Here is a 20,023-nt window from a genome sequence, read left to right as displayed (position 1 = left end):
CAGAAATTTTTTTCTACGAATGAGCGCAACTCCAATATAACAAAAATGGGTACTTAAGGAGGGTAATGTTAAAAGGTTAGGACAGAACCATTATAAATTGATAAGGGTTACATACCTGCGAACCATTTCAGGTGAATTTTTTCCCTGCTGCCTGCTCAATAAATAGTCTTTTCATTGGCGTTAATTCATTACATATCCGCAAACCTAAACCTCGCAGCGCGACCACCGGGGGTAAGGAATTCGTGAAGAGTGATTTGAAGCCATCCATCATGGCGATGATTTGCCAAACTTCATATTTACGCTGGCGTTGATAAGCCCCTAAAATTTTTGGCGCTGTTAAGCGATTATTTGAACGCTTAAGGCAAGAAAGCCAGGCAGCCACATCAGCCAAGCCCACATTTAAACCAAGGCCGGCAAGTGGATGAATGGTGTGTGCGGCATCGCCCAACAAGAGCCAGCGTTTTCCGCTGTATTGTTTGGCATGGCGCATTGTAAGAGGGAATTGATAACGCCTGCTCGCTAATTTAACTTCACCTAATTTATGGGCAAATGCGTTAGTCAGATCGCCATTGAATTCCTCTTCAGGAAGCTCCATTAATTTTTTAGCATGCGCAGGTGTTGTGGACCAAACGATCGAACACAAGTTTTCATCATTAAGTGGAAGAAAAGCAAGCGGTCCATCCTCATTGAAAACTTGATAAGCAGTCTGTTGATGCGGCTTTTCCGTGTTGACCAAAGCAACCAAGGCATTCTGGTGGTAAGGCCATGTTGTTAAGGGCACTTTAAGCAATTGGCGACAAGGCGAGTTCCCCCCATCAGCAACCATCAGCAACTGGGCTTTCCAGCCCATTTCGCCTACCGAGACTGAAATCCAATCTTCATCAATCTCGATTTTACTTACCATATGGTAAGACAAAAAAGTTAATTTTGCTTTCTGCAAGTCCAATGCATGCAAGATAGCTTGTTTGAGCACGGACTCCTCAATAATAGAGCCTAAATGATCACTTGCAATCGTTCGCGCATCAAACTCGATATGGGCACCACTTGCTGCATCCCAGACATACATCTCCCGATAAGGTGATACTCGGGTTTTATCCAAATGCTCCCAGACCTTAAGTTCTTGCAATAAATCCTGGGACGCTTGATTGATTGCATAAACGCGTGGATCGATATCAGTTGCATTAACGGTCATGCTTCCCGCATCAATCACTGCGACAGAAAAACCGCGCGAAACCATGGCCAGTGCAGCAGTTAAACCAACAACGCCACCCCCAATCACAATCACATCAAATGGTTGGTTCATTAAGCCCCCTTCTTCTCAAGAGCGATACCGCAAACCAAATCCGGCGTAACCCCTGCAAAGCCGGAGGTGTAATGGGTTAAACATTGTTTTAGAATTTTTAGATTATCGACAGCAATTAATCCCAAATTTCGCGCCAATGCCATACCTGGCAATTGACTTGTGAACACGTCAATCAAACCATCGGTAAACCGGGTAATAGCCATTTCATCATGTTGGCGCATGTATTGATAATTTTGCAACATGGCTGCATTTAATCCCTGTTGAGTAATGCATTGGGCAAGTGTGGCGACATCACGCAAGCCTAAATTAAACCCCTGTCCGGCTACCGGATGAAGTGTGTGTGCCGCATTGCCCACAAAAACGAGCGGCCAATCCACTTTTTTCGCCATCGTGACCTGCCTCAGAGGAAAAATAACGCGTTTGCCAACCCGCACAAATCGACCCAAGCGATAGCCAAATGCTTTCTGTAAAGCTTGTATAAATGCCGCCTCGTCTAAAGCAGATAATCGTGCGGCTTCCGCGGGTGGCAAAGCCCAAACCAAAGAAACACGATTTTCGGCCATAGGGAGTAGCGCCAATGGCCCGGACGCAGTAAATCGCTCATAAGCCCGATTCCCATGGGCTCTTGCTAAACCAACATTCGCCACTATAGCCTGTTGTTGATAATCTTTGATTTTTACCGGCAAGGCACTTAATTGCCGCACTGATGAGTCTGTGCCGTCTGCTGCAACAATGAGTTTTGCCTTAATTGAATAATTTTCGTTTTCAGTGCCTACTGTAACCAACCCTTGGTCTTTATCCAGTGCGATAAGCTTTGCGGGTGCCAAGACATGCTGTTCATCAAGCAGTTGGTATAAGGCGTGGTTAATGTGCTGCATTTCAACCACATAGCCTAAAGGCTTATTTGCTTCATTGGCTAAAGTAGTACTGCCAAAACGGCGTTGCTCCGAAACATGAATGGTTTCAATAGGTGTCCCTTTATTTTGCAAGAGGGGCCAGATATCCAGCATTTGTAGAATACGTATACTTGCAGGTGACAGCGCAAGTGTGCGGGCATCAAAATGAGCATCGACTTTTGCACTAAGCGGATGGGTATCAATCAATAGGATATTGTAGCCTTTGTTCGCTAGGGCCAGCATTAAAATGGCGCCAGTTAATCCGCCGCCAACAATAAGGATGTCAACTTGCCTTTCAACCACGGAGTATAGCCTCAATTTCATCCACTTCCACGGGTAAATCGCCGGTTAAATTCTCATAACCGTCTTTCGTCACTAAGATGTCATCCTCGATGCGTATACCAATATTCCACCAACGCGGATCAACGCCGTTCATGCCAGCACTGATATACAAACCAGGCTCCACAGTGAGTACCATACCAGCCTCTAATTGACGCCATTCCCCCTCAATTTTATAACGGCCCGCATCATGGACATCCAAACCGAGCCAGTGCCCGGAATTATGCATGTAAAACGGCTTATAAGCCTCGGTGGCAATCAATTTATCAACTTCCCCTTTCAACAGGCCTAATTCACATAAACCCGAAGTCAAAATATGAATAATGGTTTGTTGTATTTCATACCATCCTAAACCTGGTTTAATGCTCGCAATCCCTGCTTTTTGTGCTTTAAGCACCAGCTCGTAAATAGCCCGTTGCTCCTTACTGAAACGGCCATTGATGGGAAAAGTACGGGTAATATCTGCTGCATAATTTTCAAACTCCCCCCCAGCATCAATCAACAGCAGATCACCGGCACGTAGCGGTTGGTTGTTATCTGTATAATGCAAGATACAAGCGTTACCACCACTTGCAACAATTGGATCGTAAGCCACAGCCCGGCAACCATTGTGGCTAAAGGCATAAAGCAGCTCTGCTTCCAATTGGTATTCATTCTCCGCCTTACCGCAAGCACGCATAGCACGTTTGTGTGCATCCACTGAAATTGCAGAGCCCTGACGCATCAGATTAAGCTCAGCCTCTGATTTGAATAATCGCATTTCACTTAATAGAGGCTCAAGATCACATAACGATTCGGGAACCTTTATTCCTCTTCTAACCAGGCCTTTAACATGCTTCAAAGCCTTAAAAAGCATCTTTTCGAGGGAAGGGTAACGGCCCATGGCAAAATAAACAGCTGTTTTTCCGGTCAATAACTCAGGAAGGTGGGTAGCCAGGCTTTCAAGAGAGTAGGCTTCATCGACTTTGAGCGCTTCGCGAGCCCCTTCTTGCCCCAGACGCTTCCCAGTCCATTGCTCTTCTGCGGGATTTCGCGGGCGGTTGAATAAGTAAGTTTTCCCAGGACTACCTGCTATGATCATAAGCAGGGCATCAGGCTCATTAAAGCCGGTTAAGTAATAGAAATCACTGTCTTGGCGAAAACGATAATGTGCATCGCCATTGCGTAACACTTCATGCGCAGCAGGAATAATTGCAATTGCCCCCGGAGCTAATTTTGCTGCCAATGCCTGTCGTCTTGCTTGATACTCTTGCTGGGTAATCATTTTTAACATCCTTTAAGGTCTAATGTCATTTTTAATGCGTCGTTTTCGTCGAACCATGGTCACTATTGCTTGATTTTAAATCACCATATAAACGCAACACAGCCATTCGGGCATACTCGCTTACTTCCATTAAGGCCTTTTCATCCTCTTCATTCACTTCGAGGGATTCGTAATCCAATTGCGCAAACTCTTGCAGGTGCTGTAAAGCTTCTTGGGATTCTTCTTCCTGGAATTGCTCAGCATTAATGCCAGAGATCGCCATGCTTTGCGTAAAACCCTCGCACCATTCACTAAATGCTTGGGCACGATCCATTAAGGATTCCTCTTCGCTAGGCAATAAGAGTTCAAACCCAAAATCAAAATTCCCTAATTGTTGCTGGCTTATGGTGTAGACTTCGAAAATAGCAAGTGCCGCTGCACGGGTTGACTTATCTTTTTTGCTTGAGGTTAGCGCCCTTAAATACGCTTCACCCTCTGAGGCTGCCCCTGCACATAAGTAACCGCACATCATTCCATGCAGCTCACTGCCGGAAAAAGGCAAATCTAAAATCGAAATAACATTGTTAAAATTCTGGTAGTCTGGCAGATGCGTTGGGGTATTTTCAGGCGACATAATAAACTCGTTAAACAAATTGCATAATAATAACTGATTTGCTCCACCATTCCAAAGTTGCTACTATTTGAATAATACGTCACATTGTATAGGCCATGTAAAATGTCAACAGCAAAAACTTGTTCTATTAAATTGCTAAATAAAACGTATGAAATTAAGTGCCCTGAAAATGAACAAATTAACCTTGAGCAGGCCGCTGAAAAGTTGAATGAACAATTGAAACAGAGCAAAAAGTTCAAACAACTCGATGAGTTCCAAGCCTTGCTCCTGGCGGCACTTAACATAAGCCACCAATTAATCACGTGTCAAAAACAACAAGAGCAGCAGCGCATCCAGATTAGCAAATTCATCAGCTCCCTGGAAAACAAAATCCACCAAGCGGTGCATGGTAATTTGGATCAGGATCCGCAAACAGACTAACGGAAAAATATAAAGTTCACCATTCCTAGCCGAAAGGAATTCTCAAGACTTGCTCGCGCGAACCACAAAAATGCAGCTTTCCACCCTGAACAACGAAGTACTGCGCACAAGCCGCAGTACCTCGTTTTTTCAACTGAGGAAAATTAAATACCATAGTACCGTAACTACTAGTTTAACTTGGATACACTAAGGTGGTATACTGTTCTTAACCCGACAGCGAGTAATTTGTGAACCAATACTCACATTCAGGGGAGCGTTCTGTAGCCGGCGTTGTGCAAGCCCACCGACGAGTGGGAAGCCTGAACCGATACCCTGCCCCCCACCTGAACCCCAGGGTTCAAAATCGAGACTGTCGGGCTTCCTTTGTATTCTCTGGCTGTTCAAAAACATCGTTTAGCCTTTTCAACCCTCCTTGACGTAAGGCAACATACTCAAAAAATCCCAATTTTCCAGCCTTAATACCCAATATTTCGCACCTTTTTTTATGGGCTGCATTGCACTTGGTTTTTTTTGAAAGGGACAAATCAGAATACCTTTCCCGCTCATCCTCAAGCCGTTCCTGAGTGTATTTTTTTAAACAAAAACTATGGAAAGCAGAATTCACTATTTTTGCCTCTTCTGGAGTTAACAAACTCCGTTGTTTTTTAATGTTGGCCTGATATTTTTGCGCGATTAACTGCGATTTATCTTCTTGTGTACCAAATTGAATATCGCAAAGCCGGGCAGCATAGTGCAATAGCTCATTAGGCTCACTCGGCGTTCGGTGACGACTCTGTTGCAGAAAAGCATGCATCCATTGTGCTTCTGGAGAATCAAAAAAAGTGAGTCTTTGATGAAACTCAGGTGTGCCTGTTGTTTTATCGCGCTCGATTTGTTTTGGATCAGGCGATGGCGCTTCTGAAAGCTCAACTTTACTTTGCCTGATATACCTGTCCAAACAGAAAAGATGAATCGCCGATCCTACAATTTGCTTCTCTTGCTCGGTGATGTGAAAGCATTGTGCGTTAACTTCTTCTGCAAAATTTAAGGCGGAGGGATACGATTGATCGCTTCGGGTAAAAAAATCCGCCTCTAATAATTCAACAGTTGCCCCAAGGCTATCTTCGGGTAACGTCGGTGAGTTTTGATGTTGGTGGATAAAAGCATAAAGCCATCGTTTCTCATTGATTGCCCTAAGCAACGCTCCGCGTGATTTGGGAAGCAGATCCTGCACAGCTTGCACGCACTCAAGGTCCCTCATTGCCTTAGCATCAAAATGGTCTTCCTGCTTTTTAAAAAAGGCCTGGCTTTCAACGATGCGCGTCGATAAAAAACTCAGAATAGCCTGCTCTGAGCACCTTTCTTCATCGGTTGTGTTCAAACGAAAGTAGATGAGAAACGGGAGTATTTTTAGTTGATCAACAGTACAGTGATGAAAAATTAAATAAAAAATTGAACTCAATAAAATTACAATTTCTCTGAAGTTAAAAATTTGCTGAGGCAAAGGTTTTTCTGGCAAATGGCTTATTGGGTAATCAAATTCATCTTTTTTGGCATAACCTATCTTTCGCCCGCAAACGATGAGCAAAGGCATAAGCCTATCGAGGCTCAATACATCCGCTCCCAAACTTTCATATTCTTCCTTTAAAGCCTGATATAAAATTGGATGATGATAATCTGCCGTTAACAAACGGGTTTTAATTAATTCACCAAACTTTACCAACTTTTCCTTTTGAAGCTTCTGGACCCGCAAGATTTCCTGTTGCAAAACATCAATTTTTTCAGATTCCGTTGCCAATTGCTCGAGCGCCAATTCGGCTGTGTCCAACCGCGGGACAGTTACCTTCTTGTCACTCCCTAACTCTCTCTTTTGCTCAGGGCTCCTCTCTTTGAACTTCTCCAGACGGAGTTGTAAATCGCCCAAGAGCATATCATCCGCTGAAATTGAATTTTCAATCAATTCCGCCTCTTTTATTGCTTTTTTATCGGGAATCTTCGCTAACTGCCGTTGGAAGCCAAGCCAGGGATCAATTTCACTGCATCCTTGCCATTGTTCATAGGGCAAATTATGAATGACCCAATCCCAAAATTGGTTAAGAACAGCAGTAATTGGGATCCTTAATTCAGCATCTATTTCATCCTCATCATTCAAATCACGAAATAGGGATTCTAAATCCTCTGTTAACTTAAGGACATCAGGAAAATCAGTTGTTGCTTTAACATGTCTTCCCAGCTCTGCTGCCATGGCTTTTAATTCGCTATTTTTCATCTTCCTTTCCCTGTTTGAATGATTAGGAAGAATTAAATTAGCACGGTAAATCATTGGGCTCAAATTTTATCCATAAGAACTTATGAAATAACGTTTTGTTTTAGATTTATACCGTTTAACAGATTAGGAGACTTGATTCAACTTCAGTTGCTCTTTGAGCATCAAGTATTCATCCCGCACCTTTGCAGCTTGTTCAAACTCCATGTTTTTTGCGTGCTCATGCATTTGCTTTTCGAGGATTTTGATTTGTTTAAGCAATTGATCGGGTGGAATTGTTTCATAGATTGCTTGTCGTTGTGCTACTTGAGTTTTATTGCGGCGCGTACTGTAAGCGCCTTCCATAATGTCCGTGATGGATTTTTTAATACCTTTGGGCGTAATTCCATGTTTTTTATTAAATTCCATTTGCTTATGGCGGCGGCGCTCCGTCTCCCCGATAGCACGTTGCATCGAGCCAGTGATGCGGTCGGCATAGAGAATTGCCCGTCCATTCACGTTACGTGCAGCCCGTCCTATTGTTTGGATTAATGATCGGTCTGAACGTAGGAAACCCTCTTTGTCGGCATCAAGGATAGCGACTAATGCAACTTCTGGCATATCCAAACCTTCACGTAATAAATTAATCCCGACAAGGACGTCAAATTCGCCCAACCGCAGATCCCGGATGATTTCAACGCGCTCAACGGTATCTATATCGGCATGCAAATAACGTACTCTTATGCCGTGCTCGCGCAAATAATCCGTTAAATCTTCGGCCATTCGTTTAGTCAAAGTCGTAATCAAAACCCGCTCACCTTGAGTCACGACCTGGCGAATTTCAGACATTAGATCGTCCACCTGATTTTTAACCGGCCTTATGATCACTTGTGGGTCGACTAATCCGGTGGGGCGCACAACCTGTTCGGCCGTGTTATCACTGTGCTCTAATTCATAAGAACCTGGGGTTGCAGACACGTAAATTGTTTGTGGTGAACGCCCATCGAATTCTTCGAACCGAAGAGGGCGGTTATCCAGCGCTGAAGGAAGGCGGAAGCCATAATTCACCAGCGTTTCTTTCCTGGCCCTATCACCGCGATACATGCCTCCAATTTGTGGCACAGTCACGTGGGACTCATCGATAATCAGCAATGCATCGGGAGGTAAATAATCAAATAAGGTGGGTGGCGGCTCACCACTTTGTCGGCCTGATAAATAGCGTGAATAATTTTCAATTCCCGAGCAATAACCTAGTTCCAACATCATTTCGATATCAAAACAGGTGCGTTGTTGCAATCGTTGAGCCTCCAGCAATTTGTTTTGTTCAGTCAATTCAGCAAGCCTTTCGCGCAACTCTTCTTTGACTTGGTCGACTGTCTGTAAAATCCGTTCACGCGGGGTAACATAGTGTGTTTTTGGGAAAACAGTCACTCGAGGTAACCGTTGAAGTACCTCCCCGGTTAATGGATCGAATCGTGAAATGTTCTCGACCTCGTCATCAAAAAGCTCAATACGTATCGCTTCCTTTTCCGAATCCGCAGGGAAGATATCAATCACATCACCATGTACGCGAAATTGTCCTCTTTCCAGTGATTGTTGACTGCGGATGTATTGCATTTCAGCAAGCCGCCTTAAAATTTTGCGTTGATCGCATTGTTCTCCTCGGGAAAGATGTAATAACATACGGAGGTAAGAATCGGGATCACCCAGACCATAGATGGCTGAGACGGTCGCTACGATGATAGCGTCCCGCCGTTCAATCAGTGCCTTAGTCGCTGATAAGCGCATTTGCTCAATATGCTCATTGATGGATGCGTCTTTTTCAATGAAAGTATCCGAAGCAGGAACATAGGCCTCGGGTTGGTAATAGTCATAGTAAGAGACGAAATATTCTACGGCATTGTCCGGAAAATAGGTCTTGAATTCGCCATACAGTTGTGCCGCCAGCGTTTTATTCGGCGCCATAATTAATGTCGGCCTTTTCATCGCCTGAATCACATGAGCAATGGTGTAAGTTTTACCCGAACCGGTAACGCCCAAAAGGATTTGACGCGCCAACCCGGACGTCAAGCCGTCGATTAGCGAGCTAATTGCAGTTGGTTGATCTCCAGCGGGTTGATAACTTGCGTAAATTTTAAATACATTTTTCATAATATAAACTATAACCGATCAAAGAGGGGTTAGGATAGCTTTCTCAGCATGAATTGGTCGAAACATAGCACAGGAGCTTAAAAATGGATATCGCACTGGCAGAGCGAATACATCAAGTTAAACCGTCACCTACGCTTGCTGTAGCTGCAAAAGCAGCAAAAATGCGTGCAGAAGGTTTAGACATTATTGGGTTGGGTACAGGCGAGCCTGATTTTGATACCCCTCTGCATATCAAACAAGCAGCTATTGCGGCTATCGAAGCTGGCTTCACTAAGTACACCGCTGTTGACGGCATTGCTGAACTGAAACAAGCGATTAAAGATAAATTTAAGCGAGATAATGGGCTTGATTACCAACTCAATCAAATTCTAGTCTCCGTAGGCGGAAAACAAAGCTTCTATAACCTCTGCCAAGCATTGATTAATGACGGGGATGAAGTGTTAATTCCTGCCCCCTACTGGGTCTCCTATCCTGATATGGTTTTGTTAGCTGGCGGCAACCCGGTTATTATTCCCTCAACCCCCGCTACTCGTTACAAAATTTCTCCGGCGCAGCTTGCTAAAGCAATTACCCCTAAAACCAAATTAGTCGTACTAAATAGTCCGTCAAATCCTTCTGGAGTTGCCTACACGCTTGAAGAATTACAAGGCCTTGCTGAAGTGCTTAAACAGCACCCCCATGTGTTAATTGCCACCGATGATATGTACGAGCACATTCTTTGGACAATGCCCTTTTCCAATATTCTCAATGCATGCCCCGATTTATACCCTCGTACTATTGTGCTCAATGGGGTTTCCAAAGCATATGCCATGACTGGCTGGCGTATCGGCTATGCAGCAGGCCCTGCTGATTTAATCGAAGCCATGAAAACAGTGCAATCCCAATCCACATCTAACCCCTGCTCAATCGCACAAAAAGCATCGGTTGCGGCATTAAATGGCGGTGATGAAGCGGTAAAAATGATGGTTGATGCTTTCCATAAGCGCCATGATTATATCGTTGAACGTTTATTCGAAATTCCTGGCATTGAAGTCATCCCTGCCGACGGTACTTTCTACCTCTTCCCCAATGTACAACCTATCATTGAGAAGCGTGGCTTTGCCAATGATGTAGAGTTTGCTGAACGTCTTTTACAAGAAGTAGGTGTCGCCTTAGTACCAGGCTCTGCTTTTGGAAATGAAGGCTGCATACGCCTCTCATTCGCCACAAGTATGGAAATTCTGCAAGACGCATTAGCTCGTTTGCAGCATTTTTGTAAATAGTTATCCTCTCAGGGGGAGGAAAGAAAAATTTCGTTAATCCCCTTGACCCACTAGCGGAATCCATTTAAGATTCCGCCTCATTCCCCGGTAGCTCAGTCGGTAGAGCGGATGACTGTTAATCATTAGGTCACAGGTTCGAGTCCTGTCCGGGGAGCCAATCCCAATCAGGGTTTTGGCGGATTCCAAGTTTTATTTTTTACTTTGGTTTAAAACTATTTTCTAACTCAAGATCAGCGGGTCTTTCCCAATTACGGGGGCACTAATCGTTAGCAACAGAGCACCCTAACACGCGTTCTATAATTTTCAAAGTTTTTAAACCCATAAGCTCTACGCTGAATGAGTTTCATTTTTCGATGAAAGCCGGGTCTTTCCCAATTACGGGGGCACTAATCGTTAGCAACAGAGCACCCTAACACGCGTTCTATAATTTTCAAAGTTTTTAAACCCATAAGCTCTACGCTGAATGAGTTTCATTTTTCGATGAAAGCCTTCGGTTATCCCGTTGTTCTTAGTGAATCGGAGCATTCTTGCGACTTCATCTTTCCATCTAAATAAGGTATTTCCTAAGGTTTTCAAAGGTTGAAAAGGACTGTGTCTAAGTTCGTTTATCATTTCTAAGAAACGGGGTAATAAGCGTTTGCACTCTTTAGCGGTGCAATGCTTTTTAGTGAGTAATTGATGTAGTTCTTGCTTAAAATCATAAATGGCAGCAATGGCCGGCTGTTGTTCAAGATAGTGATTACGAAGAGAGAGCCTCTTAGTTGTTAAGTTTTCCGGGTTGGTTTTAAGCGCTGCTAATAAACCTCGCTGATACTTGATGGTTGGGTCAATTTGATGAAAGGTTTGTAAGGTGAGCTGATTAATAAGTCTTATAACATGGAATCTGTCAGCCACGATTTGCGCGTTAGGAAAGTGCTGTTTCACCAGTGCTCGGTAACTCGTGCTTAAATCAATACAAACGACTTTCACCCGCTCTTTACCCTCCAAGTTTTTAAAATAGTCTTTTAAATCAGCTGAAGAACGACCTTTAACAATATCAAATACTTTATGTTTTCTAAGGTCGCAAAGTGTAGTTGCATATCGTTGTTTACGGCTAAAGGAATGTTCATCTATTCCAAGAACAGCTGGACAAGGTGCATTCTTTAGTTCTCGTTCTTGTTCTCGATAGTGCTGCTGATACCAGCGCTCAATGGTTGCTTTGCCTTTGCTATATTGCTTAGCAAGGTCTTTTTGCGATATGCCACGGGTATGGTCATGGAAAACAGCTGCCTGCAAACGCCAAGTTGAACGTTGATACTTATTAATCCCAGGAAACTGTTGATTCCCATAACGCTTACAGCTATTGCAATACAGCTTATAAGCCTTAAAGTGTAACTCGCTTCGTCGGTGGCCAATTAATTCATGCGCCACCCGTCGCATATACGACGCTTTTTTACGAACCTCTTTGCTAGCGCAATGGCCACAACGCGCTTTGCGATTATAAGATAACTCCAAAATTAAGGGTTGATAACCACTTACTTTTTTGATGGTAAATCCAGGTAAATTTAGGATAAGATCATTCTTCGGCACTTTAATCTCCTTTTGACCGTCAAATCAAAGGGTTAGTCTATACTAACTCGATTAAAGTGCCCCCGTTTTTGAGAAAGAGCCATAAATGTTACCTTAGCGTCATTATCAGCCTGAAGCTCTCTTGTTTTCTTTAATGCTTCTTCTGATGAAAGTTTTGACACATTTGGCGCAGGGAACTCGGGAAATAAATTTGGAGCAAAAATTATGGCCAAATTAGCTGTAGGCATTTTTGTTGTCGCCTCATATTTTTTAAGACTCTTCAATAATTCAAATAAGTAAAAAGTAATTTTTTGGTCAGCGACTTTCTTTTGTTCCAATAAACCATTAACTGCAACTGGCATTTCAACATCAGTTAATTGTTTAAATTGCTCTTGGGTAAATAAAGGTCCTTGCTCACTTCGTAATTCCCGCAATACAGCTTTAAGCAGTGCAGCTCGCTCAATCTGGGATAACGTATCAAAATTAAATTTACCTTTTTCGATTTCAGACATTTTCGCGTCCATCAAATGTTTATCTGCAGAAAGTCTAAAAAGACCTTCAGGTGCATCTGTCTCTAATGCGCTATTAATTTTGCTCATTAACTGGAGCGCTGCATTCTGTAACCGTTCAATCTTCAATTGTTTTGTCATAATCTTAACCTCTATAACTATTTAGGTGGTTAAATTATAGACAATAATGATTAAGATAATATTATCCCCCTCAAGCAACACCAATTTTCGAATTGCCTCAAATTTTCTGTTCCTCTCGTTCGGCAACAGCAATTTTGAGGCAACGATTCATTAGACCATGTTCCAAACTCGCTGAGGCAAGAAGTGTTAGGGGATGCTGAGAGGAAAAATGGAATGCAAACACTAATAGTATAATTAAGAATTTATTTGCCTTGTTTTGAGTTTAGCTATTTTTAATTAGCCTTATTTTTCTTAGCCTGAGCAATTGCAATGGCAATCGCACGGCCTTCATTATAGCCTTCTTTGAGCAATTTATTAGCAATTTCAATGGCTTTAGTTCGGGTTGAGTTATCCAGATTTTTCATGGAATTCGGATAATCTGATTTGGTCCATGGCATGATGTTCTCCTTTTCTTGATCGCCTTGCTTCACTATTTAGTTTATATCATTAATGATATCATCACCGGGGTCCAATATCGGGTCATATCGATTTAGCTAGTGCGGACAAAATTGTGCAATGGCCTATCCCGGACTTATCTATTGATTATGGAGACCATGATGGCAAAAAATAAGATTGCAAAGAAAGAACAACTAGCCCTGGATGATGATTTCGAATTTATGTTTAATGATGATCTATCTTCTTTTGGTGAAGAAGATATGACCAGTGCAATAAATGGATTAATTAATGCCAGTAATCAACAAATGAAAATCGCTTTCGAGCTGACTAAATTAATTGCTGGCAGTAATAATACAGAAGATCAGGTTTTTTCTGTGTATCAAAAAGCATTAAAAATAGTCTGCGAAAACTATTCATTAAAAACCATGTTAAAAGAATTTGAAGCTTCTTAGATAAGGAACATCGTGATGACACAAGCAATACCCGAGGGATTTCATACTGTTACTCCAGCCCTGACATTTAAAGACAGCAAACAAGCCATTGAATTCTATCAAAAAGCATTTAACGCAAAACCAATTAATGTTTTTCCCTACCCAAGTGGTAATGGAATCATGCATGCTACTTTGAAAATCGGTAGTTCAATCATAATGATGGGCGATGAAATGCATGGAGGCGAAAATTGTTCTAAAAGTGCAGAAACCCTTGGCAACTCTCCGATTGGCTTTTTTCTGTATGTTTCTGATGTCGATGCCGCTTTCGCACAAGCAGTAAAAGCAGGCAGTCAAGCCACCATGCCAGTGACAGAGATGTTTTGGGGTGATCGTGTAGGCCAAATAAAAGACCCCTTTGGCTATTCTTGGATGATTGCAACACACACGCAAGATTTAACACAAGATGAAATAACCAAACGTGCTGATGCTTTTTTTAGAGCTCATGCCAAAAAATAATTGTTAATTTAGATCGAGGGTAAAAATAATTTTTCCCCTTATCACTAGGCTACTTAACCCATTGAATAATGGTATGGAAAGAATCATGCGAGGGAATAGGATTTTTTTGCACAACTCATCAAATGGTATTCGGATAATTTTGCTTTCGTTTGCCTTCGCCATCCTTCCTCTTCTTTCATATGCCGCACAAGACATGGGTATGAGGGAGGGACGGTACTGTGAAGTTATTATTAGGAAAACACTTACCACCTTCGCTGTTTATAATACATGGGGGCTTAATCATTGCCCTGAAAATTTGTGGAAAGGAATAACTGTTACGCAAATAAAAAAAGAAACGGGCTCCTCTTTTGTCCATTTAAATGGCCCTCGTTATTGGGTCATTGATGGGTTTATAAACACGAATTTAATTAATCCGGCTATAAAAACCTTCAATGGGATTGCTATGCGGGAGGCAGGCGTGCTTCATCTTGGTTTATCCGAGTTATTCTCCGCTGGACGCCCTTATCAAAAGCATCAAGTTCAACGGAAAACAACATGGATTTACCAATCCGGTAAACCCGTTTATGAACTCATCGACCCGCAAGGCAATGTGTTCGTCATGCAATCTTACAGCGTGCAGAAAGTTGCCCAAAAAGAAAACTCACTCTCTCAATTAGGGACAAAATTAAAATTGCCCAAGGGGTGGCAATTTAAGACTGGAATTCTTAAAAACACAGAAACAATTAAAGCCATTAACCAATCTGCGATCGTCGTCCAGGATGATTTATTAAACACTTACCAGCAATCAGCTCACGATGTCCTTCAGTAAGTTACAATTTAGAGACAATTAGGCAGCGCGAGCTTGGTTGGACCGACCAAAAGCATTATTCCTTAAGTGAATGAGAACCCGGTTCAGCAATAGGTTCGTTTTCGCTCATCACTTCATTTTCCACACCAACAACAAAAAATCCCCCACGAGATAAGCTCGTACCCGTAATCAGCGCTTGTAATTTACGGTATAGTTCAGACCAAAAATCATTATAACGATGCAGCCTTAAGGTTCCCTTTATTTCATCCAGCTGATTCTGCAGATCAGTAATAACTTGGCTGGGCTCTTTATTAGCCATGAGGGTAGCATTAAAGTCGGCAATTTTCTGTCTTTTATTCGCTAACAGAGGGTCTTTTTTTTCCAACGGCTTTGTTTCGTCTTTTATTACTTCAAGTGCCAAGTGACGATCATACTCGTGTAGCAGCTTATTGACGGATAATAACTGATTCGTTTGCTTAATCCATTTATGTTGGTCATTTGCACATAAATTTTCCGGCATCTTCTCTAAAGTCATCTTCACAATGGAGCAGATCGCTTGGCATTCTTCTTCTGTAACAGCCTGATTTAAAAATCTACTCTGTAGATCCATTAAGTTTAACAAGCTGTTATGGTTATCTGCGAGTTGCATCAAACCTTCTGTCGTTTTAAATGCCTCACCCGCAAAGCCAGAAAACCAAGGTTGAGGCGAATAAAATAGCTGTTCGCTAAAAAGTTGACGGGACCTTTCCGTGGCCTGCTTGTCAAACTCTTCTAAATACTGCAATCTGTGGGCATGGAGTTGCAGGTATTTTTGTAATAAGCCCTCAGGTGATAGATAGCGCTGATAAACATTAAGCAGGTAATCTTGGTGCTCTGAAGAATCTATAAAATTATCACTTAGCAAATAAGCGGCTAACTGAGGCGCTACACCGGCTAATGAGCATGCTATCGTTTCACGAACCCGATCAAATTTTTCACGCTCATCGATAGTGATAGTATGGCTGCCAATCACATTATGATCACGGCTGCTATTAGGCTCCGGTTCAATGGAAATTTGAGATTGCTGTACCAAGGGCAAATCTGCCGATTCTAACTGGTTTTTACCAACAGCAGTAACATCAGTATAAGCCACGATATCGAGCATACCGCCCTTCACGCGATTTTTTCTGTGTCGATCAGGCTTTACAAGGATGTCAGGATTATCGCTATGATAAGTGGAGGGGCGAGACTCACGGACATTACCTAAGGGGGCAACAACTAAACTTTGCATGTCGTGATCATAGGGAACGTCCCACGCACATCGATTAACGGTTGTATCCCCATCTAAATAGAGTTTATTACGCGTATTCGCATCGTACCCACTGCAGGTGAGATGCGGCAATGCTGCGCATAATTCGTCCCAATTGTCTACTTTATGTTTTTGCAGTCGATGCACATTTGCCCAATCTTTGGCTCTTTTCGCATCAGAAAAGGCATCCAAATGCGCATTGAAGCTATCAATAGAAAATTGGGATTCTTTTCCTGCAATTGTTTTAGATACGTTTATCCGGCTAAGCACACCACCTTTATTAAAACCAGCGAAATCAAAGCCGCTACCCATGCGCGTAAGCTCCCTTCTTGCCGGAACACTATTGACTACCTGTACCTTAACATCGGGCTTATGCAGAATGAGCGTCATCATCCCTGTTTTATTGTGGAATTGTGTACCAAATTTGGTATGGGTAACCATTTGGGGGCTGGCTGTAACCTTGAAACCTTTCTTACTTGCGACTTTCCCCAGCTCTTGCATGGCCAAATCAAAATGAACTTCTTGGCAATTGAGGATAAAAAGATCCTCTTTGGAAGCTGAAAGTTGATCAACTAGCTGCTTAGAAGCCTCATTACCAAGAGAGCCATTCCCGCAATTCAAAGTAAAAACGCGCATTTTCAAAGGCATAAGCAATCTCGCTGAAAAACTGATACCGACTATTATAAACGGATTCCATTTTTGTGGTCAAAACTTGACCATTAAAAAATCATTTCCTTCCTATGGCGAACAATTTTATTGTAATCAGCGCGTTTTCTAATAAAATGGTTAAATAGCAAAGCTAAATAAATCAGCTAACCTTATATTAACCATCCTAAGCATGAGATCGCTATGCGCAGTTTAACTCTGTTTGAAAATATCATTTGCGAAATTGATGCTGCTTTACGTACCTTAGCCCCTCCTGCGCATCGAGCCACCCAACGAAATTCACCCGCAGAAAAAATACCTGAAACTTCTTTAAACTCCCAGGAAAGACGTCATGTTGCCGGATTAATGCGCGTAAACCATGCAGGCGAAGTCTGCGCTCAAGCGTTATATCAAGGGCAGGCGCTAACAGCACAACTTGCCCATGTGAAAACACAAATGGACAAAGCTGCAGCAGAAGAAGTGGACCACTTAGCCTGGTGTGAGCAACGCCTGCTCGAATTAGGCAGTCAACCTAGTTTATTAAATCCAATTTGGTATCTCGGTTCTTTTTTTATTGGCTCGCTGGCAGGCATAGCGGGCGATCGTTGGAGCCTAGGTTTTGTAGCCGAGACCGAAAAACAAGTCACTGAGCACTTGCAAAAACATTTACAAAAACTGCCTGCGCAAGATGAAAAATCAAAAGCGATTCTCGAGCAAATGCATGAAGACGAAGCCCACCATGCTGACGTAGCGAAAGAAGCTGGTGCAGCCGAGCTTCCTTTGCCAATAAAGAAACTAATGACTAAGGTGTCTAAACTAATGACACACTCCAGTTATCATTTATGAATAATTTCTTTCTCATCCTGGCAGCTATTCTTTTGGTTTTGCTTAACGCTTTTTTCGTGGCTGCCGAATTCGGCATGGTGAAATTGCGTCATACCCGTGTTGCTACGATTAAAGGGAAATACCGTTGGCGTGGGAACATCTTGGCCAAAATACATCACAACCTTGATGCCTATTTATCAGCTTGCCAACTTGGTATAACCCTGGCTTCTTTAGGTCTAGGATGGGTTGGCGAACCCGCCTTTGCCCGCTTGCTCAACCCTATTTTCTCATGGCTAGGGCTAACCAAACCAGGGCTCATTGAGTTCACCAGTGTTGTCGTTGCGTTTTCGTTTATATCCTTCTTGCATATTGTTGTGGGTGAATTAATGCCCAAATCATTGGCCATTCGTCAAAGTGAGCAAATCTCCCTGTGGACTGCAATCCCATTGTATTTATTCTATTGGCTCATGTACCCTGTTATCTGGTTTCTTAACTCCTGTTCGAACCTTTTACTTAAGACTTTAGGATTGGATGTAATCCATCGTGGAGAACAATACCACTCGAGCGAAGAAATTAAGCTTATTTTACGGTCCAGCCAACTACATGGGGAGTTAACCCAACAAGAAGGCAGTATCCTTGCCCATGCTCTTGAGCTAACTGATCTTAATGTGAGCGATATTATGCGTTCTTATGATGATATGGTCATGCTCAATAATCGTATTTCGAGTAAGGCATTAATGGAAATCTTGAACCGCTATCATTACAGTCGCTATCCTGTATACGATAAAACCAAAAAACACATTATTGGTATTTTGCACGTCAAAGATCTTCAACCCCTCTTGCTTGAAACTGAAGAAAATGATGAGCTTACACTCGAAGGAATATTAAGGCCTGTGCCCAAAATCTCTTACAGGCTACCTGTGTTAACTTTGTTACGCCAATTTCAAGAAGGGATGCCTCATTTTGCTTTGGTTTATGGGCGACAAAATGCTATTGTTGGCTTTGTAACCTTAGATAACTTATTACATTTAGTGATTGGAGTCATTAAAGATGAGTTTCATAAGACCCAAGATGCCTGGGTTGCAAATGAAGATGGCAGTTTAACTGTTAAGGGTGATTGCCCCTTATATGCCCTTGAACGTGCCTTACAACGTGAGTTGACTTTATCCGTGGATGAGGAAGAAGAAGCAACCACCATTGCTGGTTTGATATTGCATAAACTTGGTTCTGTACCCAAGGAAGGAGAAACAGTTAGCTTTCCTGATTTTTCTGCTACTATTGAACATATCCAAGGAGCCCGAATCAGGCAAGTAAAGATTATACCCCAAAAAAACCAAAATGCTAAAAACTAGCATGTAGGCGGGCTTTTTACAGCGAAAAATTGCCGCTAGTTGACGAATTGACGTGAGGTAAATTTTAAGCTTTGTAAGGACACAAACATGACAAGCACTTCCTTTGTTGTTTTCGTCATCTTTATTGCCTTCTTTTTTGATTTTATCAATGGCTTTCATGATGCCGCAAATTCCATTGCGACAATCGTTACTACCCGCGTCTTAACTCCACGTCAGGCGGTATTATGGGCAGCCTTTTTTAATTTAATTGCCTTTATGTTTTTTAATTTAATGGTCGCTAAAACAATCGGCAATGGGTTGATTGATACGACCATTACCGATGCACAGCTTATTCTTGCAGCCTTAATTGGCGCGATTTTTTGGAATCTGGTTACCTGGTACTATGGATTACCTTCCAGTTCATCACATGCTTTAATTGGCGGGCTTGCAGGCGCTGCAATAGCAAAGGGCGGGATAACCGCCCTTAAACCCGCTGGCTTTATTAAGGTAGCCATAGGTATTTTTGTTTCTCCTGCAGTCGGTTTAATCTTTGGATTTCTACTGACTTTTCTGACCGCCCTTCTTTTAAAAAAATATTCTGAACAAGCCGTTGATAAAGTATTTAGGTGGTTCCAACTTGCTTCTTCCGCTTTATTAAGCCTCACCCATGGAGGAAATGATGCACAGAAAACTATGGGAATCATTGCTGTTTTACTGTTTTCATCCTCTTTCCTGGGAGATACTTTTTATGTGCCTTGTTGGGTTATTATCTCTTGCCAGATTGTAATTAGCCTAGGCACGCTAGCCGGGGGATGGCGAATTGTACATACCATGGGCAATAAAATTACAGAATTAAACCCCATGCGTGGCTGTGCAGCTGAGACTGGAGCGGCTATCATGATTTTTGCTGCGACTGAATGCGGAATACCCGTGTCAACTACCCATACTGTCACTGGGTCAATTGCAGGCGTTGGCTTGCAAAACGGAGTTAATGGCGCTCATTGGCCAATTTTGCGGCGAATATTTCTTTCCTGGTTACTTACCGTGCCTGCTGCAGGCATCATCGCTGCGGCAATCATGATGACTTTTTTCTAA

17 protein-coding genes, 1 tRNA gene, 1 other RNA gene and 1 pseudogene are annotated in these 20,023 nt (G+C 42.5%); 10 read left to right on the top strand and 10 right to left on the bottom strand.

The genetic code is table 11. The features are described from left to right. Positions 1-127 precede the first annotated feature (127 nt). Genes LMI_RS00220 through LMI_RS00205 form a run of 4 tightly spaced genes read right to left on the bottom strand, consistent with a single transcriptional unit; the run spans position 128 to position 4,415 of the window. Positions 128-1,303, bottom strand: coding sequence for an FAD-dependent oxidoreductase (locus tag LMI_RS00220; protein WP_045098014.1), 1,176 nt, complete (start codon positions 1,301-1,303; stop codon positions 128-130). Further along, the gene (gene ubiH, locus LMI_RS00215; protein ID WP_045098013.1) at positions 1,303-2,502 is read right to left on the bottom strand and encodes a 2-octaprenyl-6-methoxyphenyl hydroxylase; all 1,200 of its coding nucleotides are present in this window, start codon (positions 2,500-2,502) and stop codon (positions 1,303-1,305) included. Before ubiH ends, LMI_RS00220 begins: the two co-directional genes overlap by 1 nt. Beyond that, the gene (gene pepP, locus LMI_RS00210; protein ID WP_045098012.1) at positions 2,495-3,802 is read right to left on the bottom strand and encodes a Xaa-Pro aminopeptidase; all 1,308 of its coding nucleotides are present in this window, start codon (positions 3,800-3,802) and stop codon (positions 2,495-2,497) included. Before pepP ends, ubiH begins: the two co-directional genes overlap by 8 nt. Positions 3,803-3,833: 31 nt before the next feature. Further along, on the bottom strand, positions 3,834-4,415 hold the full coding sequence (locus LMI_RS00205; RefSeq protein WP_045098011.1) for a UPF0149 family protein: 582 nt from the start codon (positions 4,413-4,415) through the stop codon (positions 3,834-3,836). 102 nt (positions 4,416-4,517) lie between these two features. Here LMI_RS00205 and LMI_RS00200 point away from each other — a divergent pair, with 102 nt between their 5' ends. After that, positions 4,518-4,835 (top strand): cell division protein ZapA, encoded by a 318-nt coding sequence (locus tag LMI_RS00200; protein WP_045098010.1) that lies wholly within the window; start codon positions 4,518-4,520, stop codon positions 4,833-4,835. Between the two features lie 204 nt (positions 4,836-5,039). Further along, a non-coding RNA gene (gene ssrS / locus LMI_RS15005) (6S RNA) lies at positions 5,040-5,198 on the top strand. A 2,008-nt stretch (positions 5,199-7,206) separates the two neighbouring features. Here ssrS and uvrB read toward each other — a convergent pair. Then, positions 7,207-9,210: an excinuclease ABC subunit UvrB gene (uvrB, locus tag LMI_RS00190; RefSeq protein ID WP_045098009.1), complete on the bottom strand. Its 2,004-nt coding sequence runs from the start codon at positions 9,208-9,210 to the stop codon at positions 7,207-7,209. A gap of 83 nt (positions 9,211-9,293) precedes the next feature. Here uvrB and LMI_RS00185 point away from each other — a divergent pair, with 83 nt between their 5' ends. Both LMI_RS00185 and LMI_RS00180 read left to right on the top strand, forming a co-directional pair. Further along, positions 9,294-10,472, top strand: a complete 1,179-nt coding sequence (locus LMI_RS00185) for a pyridoxal phosphate-dependent aminotransferase (RefSeq protein ID WP_045098008.1) — start codon at positions 9,294-9,296, stop codon at positions 10,470-10,472. A gap of 81 nt (positions 10,473-10,553) precedes the next feature. Then, a tRNA-Asn gene (locus LMI_RS00180) sits at positions 10,554-10,629 on the top strand. A gap of 109 nt (positions 10,630-10,738) precedes the next feature. Here the strand turns inward: LMI_RS00180 and LMI_RS15775 are convergent. From LMI_RS15775 to LMI_RS15245, 4 genes and pseudogenes are all read right to left on the bottom strand, one after another. After that, positions 10,739-10,834: pseudogene (locus tag LMI_RS15775) on the bottom strand (transposase); the annotation flags it as partial. 31 nt (positions 10,835-10,865) lie between these two features. Further along, positions 10,866-12,041: an ISL3 family transposase gene (locus tag LMI_RS00175; protein ID WP_045098007.1), complete on the bottom strand. Its 1,176-nt coding sequence runs from the start codon at positions 12,039-12,041 to the stop codon at positions 10,866-10,868. Between the two features lie 32 nt (positions 12,042-12,073). After that, positions 12,074-12,619, bottom strand: coding sequence for a RhoGAP domain-containing protein (locus LMI_RS00170; RefSeq protein ID WP_162182786.1), 546 nt, complete (start codon positions 12,617-12,619; stop codon positions 12,074-12,076). A 323-nt stretch (positions 12,620-12,942) separates the two neighbouring features. After that, a complete protein-coding gene (locus LMI_RS15245; RefSeq protein WP_143000978.1) occupies positions 12,943-13,107 on the bottom strand; it encodes a DUF2188 domain-containing protein in 165 nt (54 codons plus the stop codon). A gap of 156 nt (positions 13,108-13,263) precedes the next feature. Here LMI_RS15245 and LMI_RS00165 point away from each other — a divergent pair, with 156 nt between their 5' ends. The 3 genes from LMI_RS00165 to LMI_RS00155 all read left to right on the top strand — a co-directional run bounded on the left by LMI_RS00165 (position 13,264) and on the right by LMI_RS00155 (position 14,860). Beyond that, positions 13,264-13,557, top strand: a complete 294-nt coding sequence (locus LMI_RS00165) for a hypothetical protein (RefSeq protein WP_143000979.1) — start codon at positions 13,264-13,266, stop codon at positions 13,555-13,557. Between the two features lie 15 nt (positions 13,558-13,572). Further along, positions 13,573-14,052 (top strand): VOC family protein, encoded by a 480-nt coding sequence (locus LMI_RS00160; protein ID WP_045098004.1) that lies wholly within the window; start codon positions 13,573-13,575, stop codon positions 14,050-14,052. An 85-nt stretch (positions 14,053-14,137) separates the two neighbouring features. After that, on the top strand, positions 14,138-14,860 hold the full coding sequence (locus tag LMI_RS00155; protein ID WP_045098003.1) for a hypothetical protein: 723 nt from the start codon (positions 14,138-14,140) through the stop codon (positions 14,858-14,860). 55 nt (positions 14,861-14,915) lie between these two features. On the opposite strand, the gene LMI_RS00150 is transcribed toward LMI_RS00155, so the two are convergent. Next, positions 14,916-16,775 (bottom strand): hypothetical protein, encoded by a 1,860-nt coding sequence (locus LMI_RS00150; RefSeq protein WP_045098002.1) that lies wholly within the window; start codon positions 16,773-16,775, stop codon positions 14,916-14,918. A gap of 201 nt (positions 16,776-16,976) precedes the next feature. Here LMI_RS00150 and coq7 point away from each other — a divergent pair, with 201 nt between their 5' ends. From coq7 to LMI_RS00135, 3 genes are all read left to right on the top strand, one after another. Next, entirely contained in the window at positions 16,977-17,618 is a 642-nt protein-coding gene (gene coq7, locus LMI_RS00145; protein WP_045098001.1) for a 2-polyprenyl-3-methyl-6-methoxy-1,4-benzoquinone monooxygenase, read from the top strand. Next, positions 17,615-18,949, top strand: a complete 1,335-nt coding sequence (locus LMI_RS00140) for a hemolysin family protein (RefSeq protein ID WP_045098000.1) — start codon at positions 17,615-17,617, stop codon at positions 18,947-18,949. The genes coq7 and LMI_RS00140 overlap by 4 nt, the downstream gene beginning before the upstream one ends. Before the next feature lie 87 nt (positions 18,950-19,036). Then, entirely contained in the window at positions 19,037-20,023 is a 987-nt protein-coding gene (locus LMI_RS00135) for an inorganic phosphate transporter (protein WP_045097999.1), read from the top strand.

Source organism: Legionella micdadei, from assembly GCF_000953635.1.
Lineage (GTDB): Bacteria > Pseudomonadota > Gammaproteobacteria > Legionellales > Legionellaceae > Tatlockia > Tatlockia micdadei.
The sequence above is the reverse complement of the archived record's forward strand: the minus strand, read 5'-3'. Positions and strand labels throughout refer to the sequence as shown.

Bases quoted from the DNA above. Each gene is read 5' to 3' on its own strand.
- LMI_RS00140 (WP_045098000.1), top strand. From the start codon at position 17,615: ATGAATAATTTCTTTCTCATCCTGGCAGCTATTCTTTTGGTTTTGCTT.
- LMI_RS00185 (WP_045098008.1), top strand. From the start codon at position 9,294: ATGGATATCGCACTGGCAGAGCGAATACATCAAGTTAAACCGTCACCT.
- LMI_RS00150 (WP_045098002.1), bottom strand. From the start codon at position 16,775: ATGCCTTTGAAAATGCGCGTTTTTACTTTGAATTGCGGGAATGGCTCT.
- uvrB (WP_045098009.1), bottom strand. From the start codon at position 9,210: ATGAAAAATGTATTTAAAATTTACGCAAGTTATCAACCCGCTGGAGAT.
- LMI_RS00160 (WP_045098004.1), top strand. From the start codon at position 13,573: ATGACACAAGCAATACCCGAGGGATTTCATACTGTTACTCCAGCCCTG.
- LMI_RS00135 (WP_045097999.1), top strand. From the start codon at position 19,037: ATGACAAGCACTTCCTTTGTTGTTTTCGTCATCTTTATTGCCTTCTTT.
- LMI_RS00200 (WP_045098010.1), top strand. From the start codon at position 4,518: ATGTCAACAGCAAAAACTTGTTCTATTAAATTGCTAAATAAAACGTAT.
- LMI_RS00220 (WP_045098014.1), bottom strand. From the start codon at position 1,303: ATGAACCAACCATTTGATGTGATTGTGATTGGGGGTGGCGTTGTTGGT.
- LMI_RS00155 (WP_045098003.1), top strand. From the start codon at position 14,138: ATGCGAGGGAATAGGATTTTTTTGCACAACTCATCAAATGGTATTCGG.
- LMI_RS00205 (WP_045098011.1), bottom strand. From the start codon at position 4,415: ATGTCGCCTGAAAATACCCCAACGCATCTGCCAGACTACCAGAATTTT.
- coq7 (WP_045098001.1), top strand. From the start codon at position 16,977: ATGCGCAGTTTAACTCTGTTTGAAAATATCATTTGCGAAATTGATGCT.
- LMI_RS00170 (WP_162182786.1), bottom strand. From the start codon at position 12,619: ATGAGCAAAATTAATAGCGCATTAGAGACAGATGCACCTGAAGGTCTT.
- LMI_RS15245 (WP_143000978.1), bottom strand. From the start codon at position 13,107: ATGCCATGGACCAAATCAGATTATCCGAATTCCATGAAAAATCTGGAT.
- LMI_RS00165 (WP_143000979.1), top strand. From the start codon at position 13,264: ATGATGGCAAAAAATAAGATTGCAAAGAAAGAACAACTAGCCCTGGAT.
- pepP (WP_045098012.1), bottom strand. From the start codon at position 3,802: ATGATTACCCAGCAAGAGTATCAAGCAAGACGACAGGCATTGGCAGCA.